Genomic DNA, 4,191 nt, shown 5'->3' with positions numbered 1-4,191 from the left:
TACCCGAACGCATGCCGCGCTCGTGACCGCCGCCGTGCATGGTCGCTTCGATGCGAACACGCGGCTTGCGGCTTACGTACAGGGCGCCGATGCCTTTAGGACCGTAGGTCTTGTGGGCGGAGAACGACATCATGTCGACTTTCAGTTTCTGCAGGTCGATTTCGACCTTGCCGGTGGACTGAGCGGCGTCGACGTGGAACAGGATGCCCTTGGAACGGAGCAGTTCGCCGATCGCTGCGATGTCGTTGATGGTGCCGATTTCGTTGTTCACGTGCATGACCGACACCAGGATGGTGTCGTCGCGCAATTCGGCTTCGATCATCTCAGGCGTGACCAGGCCATCGGTGCGAGGCTCGATGTAGGTGACTTCGAAGCCTTCACGCTCCAGTTGGCGCATGGTGTCGAGGACAGCCTTGTGCTCAATCTTGGTGGTGATCAGGTGCTTGCCTTTGGTGGCGTAGAAATGTGCCGCACCCTTGATTGCCAGGTTGTCGGACTCAGTGGCGCCAGAGGTCCAGACGATTTCACGCGGGTCGGCGTTGACCAGGTCGGCCACCTGACGACGGGCGTTTTCGACGGACTCTTCAGCTTTCCAGCCGAACACGTGGGAACGGGACGCCGGGTTACCGAAGTTTCCGTCGACCAGCAGGCATTCACTCATCTTTTGCGCGACACGCGGATCAACCGGGGTAGTCGCAGAGTAATCAAGGTAAATCGGCAATTTCATGGACTATCTCCTAAATCAGGCTGGCTGGCGCGCCGTTAGCTCTGTGGCTGTCATTCGACGGCGGACGCTTCAATCTTGTCCAGGCGTGGCGCCTTGCTGTTGCAACGGCGTTGATCCTGACGCTGGGCTACTTCTTGCACCTCACGGCGAGTCACAAGGTCAGCCAAGCTGATACCGCTCAGAAATTCGTGGATCTGCAGGCTCAGGTCGCACCACAAGTGGTGAGTCAGGCAAGTGTCACCGGAATGGCAATCACCCTGGCCCTGGCATTTGGTTGCATCGACCGATTCGTTTACCGCATCGATCACCTGGGCGACCTGGATGCCCTGCATGTCGCGGGACAATTGGTAGCCACCGCCCGGACCGCGGACGCTGGACACCAGATTGCTGCGGCGCAACTTGGCAAACAGCTGTTCGAGGTAGGACAGGGAGATGCCTTGGCGCTCGGAGATATCGGCCAGGGACACGGGCCCGTGCTGCGCGTGCAACGCCAGATCGAGCATGGCGGTCACAGCGTATCGGCCTTTTGTAGTCAGTCGCATGGACGTTTACCACGGAGTTCGGAATGGGGCGAGTATGCAATTCCCGAGTATTTAAGTCAACTATAAGACCTAGTACTTTAGTCAGGTTTACCCGCAAAAGAGCGGCCGCATCATAGCAAAGGCTGACCGGTTACAGCCAGCAATTGCGCGTTATCGTTCATCGCGGGCAAGCCCGCTCCCACAGGGATTGTGGGCGCTCACACAATCGGCGCCTCACCGGAGACCTTGTGGGAGCGGGTTTGCCCGCGATGAAATTGACTCGGTTCAGCTAGCCTGACTCTGATCCTTGTCCTTCACACAGGCGAAGTCTTCTTCGCGCAGTTCAGGCAGATCTTTCGCACAGTAATTGCTGCCCAGATCCTTCAACGCCCCGCACATGCCCTCCAGACGACCGTCGACTGCCTGCAGGTGATCGAGCAACTGATTGATGGCGCGAGCCACCGGGTCCGGCATGTCTTCGGTCACGCCGTAGGCATCGAAGCCGATTTTCTCGGCCATGGCCTTGCGCTTGGCGTCCTGTTCTTCGTCGGGTTTGACGATGATTCGCCCCGGAATACCCACCACCGTAGCGCCCGGTGGAACCTCTTTGGTCACCACGGCGTTGGAGCCGACCTTGGCACCGGCACCGACAGTGAACGGGCCAAGCACCTTGGCGCCGGCGCCGACAACGACACCATCACCCAGCGTCGGGTGGCGCTTGCCTTTGTTCCAGCTGGTACCACCGAGGGTCACACCCTGATAAATGGTCACGTCATCGCCAATCTCAGCGGTTTCGCCAATGACGATGCCCATGCCGTGGTCAATGAAGAAGCGACGCCCGACCTTGGCACCCGGATGAATCTCGATCCCGGTCAACCAGCGACCGAAGTTCGACACCAGCCGCGCCAGCCATTTCAGGTCCGCACGCCACAGCATTGCCGACAAACGGTGAATCCAGATCGCATGCATGCCGGGGTAGCACGTCAGGACTTCAAAAGCGTTACGCGCCGCCGGGTCACGATGGAAAACACTCTGGATATCTTCACGCAAACGCTCGAACATCATTAATCCTTCCGCTTAAGAAGCTCACCACGGGCCGCTTTCTGGGTTTCCGTGAGGATGCCACGCAAAATATTCATTTCCGCCCGGCTAACCGAGCTGCGACCGTACAACCGGCGCAGGCGCGCCATCAAGTGCCGTGGCTTTTCCGGGTCGAGAAACTCGATGCTCACCAGGGTTTGCTCCAGGTGCTCATAGAACCGCTCAAGCTCATCCATCGTTGCCAGCTCGGCGCTTTTGACGGAAGCCACTTCTTCCTTCTCGACCTTGGTCGGCTGACCTTGCGCGGCCAGCCAGGCCATGCGCACTTCATAACTCAACACCTGCACCGCCGCCCCAAGGTTCAGCGAACTGAACTCAGGGTCTGAGGGGATGTGCACGTGATAATGACATCGCTGCAGCTCTTCGTTGGTCAGGCCGGAATCTTCACGCCCGAACACCAGGGCGATTTCCGCGCCCTGCCCGGCTTCCTCGACCACTTTCGCCCCACATTCGCGGGGATCGAGCAGCGGCCATGGAATCCGACGATCACGGGCGCTGGTGCCCAGCACCAGATTGCAGCCGACCAGGGCATCTTCCAAAGTGGCGACGACTTGCGCGTTTTCAAGGATGTCACCGGCACCGGAAGCACGGGCGTCGGCTTCGTGATGCGGGAACAGACGAGGCTCGACCAGCACCAGCCGCGACAGGCCCATGTTCTTCATGGCACGCGCAGCCCCGCCGATATTGCCCGGATGGCTGGTATTGACCAGGACGACACGAATGTTTTGCAGCAAGGGAGGCGCTCTCGAACACAATAATCGGGAGCAGAATCTTACAGCTCATCCTACCGTTAAGCCATGAAAGCGAACGTCGTCCTTCTCCTGTAGAAACTTTCTGATAGAATGCCCGGCTTTCTTTAACAACCTTAGGTGACACATCCATGCAGCCCATGCTGAATATCGCGCTGCGCGCCGCCCGCAGCGCCAGTGAATTGATCTTCCGCTCCATCGAGCGCCTGGATACCATCAAGGTCGACGAAAAAGACGCCAAGGATTACGTATCCGAGGTAGATCGCGCCGCCGAACAGAAAATCATCGACGCGCTGCGCAAGGCTTACCCGAATCACTCGATCCTGGGTGAAGAAACCGGCCTGCACGCCGGCACCGGCATCGAAGGCGAAGAGTACCTGTGGATCATCGATCCACTGGACGGCACCACCAACTTCCTGCGCGGCATTCCTCACTTCGCTGTCAGCATCGCCTGCAAATACCGCGGTCGTCTTGAGCACGCTGTTGTTCTGGACCCGGTTCGCCAGGAAGAATTCACCGCCAGCCGTGGTCGCGGCGCTCAACTGAACGGTCGTCGCCTGCGCGTCAGCGGCCGCACCAGCCTGGACGGCGCCCTGCTGGGTACCGGCTTCCCATTCCGTGACGACCAGATGGACAACCTCGACAACTACCTGGGCATGTTCCGCGCCCTGGTGGGCCAGACTGCCGGCATCCGCCGTGCCGGTTCGGCGAGCCTGGACCTGGCCTATGTAGCCGCCGGCCGTTTCGATGCGTTCTGGGAGTCGGGCCTGTCCGAGTGGGACATGGCGGCAGGCGCCCTGCTGATTCAGGAAGCAGGCGGCCTGGTGAGCGACTTCACCGGTGGTCACGACTTCCTTGAAAAAGGCCACGTCGTTGCCGGTAACACCAAATGCTTCAAGGCAGTTTTGACGGCCATCCAGCCGCACCTGCCCGCCTCGCTGAAGCGCTAAGCTTCCCGCGACAGAAAAAGCACCCTGCAGGGTGCTTTTTTTATGCCCGAAACTGCCAACCCTTGTAGGAGCCGGCTTGCTGGCGATTCGATCTGACATTCACCATTGATGTCGACTGTTAGACCGTGATCGCCAGCAAGCCG

At 59.5% G+C, this 4,191-nt stretch carries 5 protein-coding genes; 1 reads left to right on the top strand and 4 read right to left on the bottom strand.

Annotated elements, in window-relative coordinates; genetic code table 11:
• The 4 genes from D8V06_RS14840 to trmJ form a co-directional block, all read right to left on the bottom strand.
• A partial coding sequence (locus tag D8V06_RS14840) for an aminotransferase class V-fold PLP-dependent enzyme (protein ID WP_130931213.1) occupies positions 1–727 on the bottom strand: 727 nt, incomplete at its 3' end.
• 50 nt (positions 728–777) lie between these two features.
• The gene (gene iscR / locus D8V06_RS14835; RefSeq protein ID WP_003227911.1) at positions 778–1,269 is read right to left on the bottom strand and encodes a Fe-S cluster assembly transcriptional regulator IscR; all 492 of its coding nucleotides are present in this window, start codon (positions 1,267–1,269) and stop codon (positions 778–780) included.
• Between the two features lie 264 nt (positions 1,270–1,533).
• A complete protein-coding gene (cysE, locus tag D8V06_RS14830) occupies positions 1,534–2,310 on the bottom strand; it encodes a serine O-acetyltransferase (protein ID WP_007998676.1) in 777 nt (258 codons plus the stop codon).
• A 2-nt stretch (positions 2,311–2,312) separates the two neighbouring features.
• Positions 2,313–3,083: a tRNA (cytosine(32)/uridine(32)-2'-O)-methyltransferase TrmJ gene (trmJ, locus tag D8V06_RS14825; RefSeq protein ID WP_130905816.1), complete on the bottom strand. Its 771-nt coding sequence runs from the start codon at positions 3,081–3,083 to the stop codon at positions 2,313–2,315.
• A gap of 146 nt (positions 3,084–3,229) precedes the next feature.
• Between trmJ and suhB the strand changes: the two genes are divergently transcribed.
• The gene (suhB, locus tag D8V06_RS14820) at positions 3,230–4,048 is read left to right on the top strand and encodes an inositol-phosphate phosphatase (protein ID WP_056855160.1); all 819 of its coding nucleotides are present in this window, start codon (positions 3,230–3,232) and stop codon (positions 4,046–4,048) included.
• Positions 4,049–4,191 lie beyond the last annotated feature (143 nt).

The sequence above is a fragment of the Pseudomonas sp. Sample_24 genome (genome assembly GCF_004307605.1).
In the GTDB taxonomy this organism is placed as follows: domain Bacteria; phylum Pseudomonadota; class Gammaproteobacteria; order Pseudomonadales; family Pseudomonadaceae; genus Aquipseudomonas.
The sequence above is the reverse complement of the archived record's forward strand: the minus strand, read 5'-3'. Positions and strand labels throughout refer to the sequence as shown.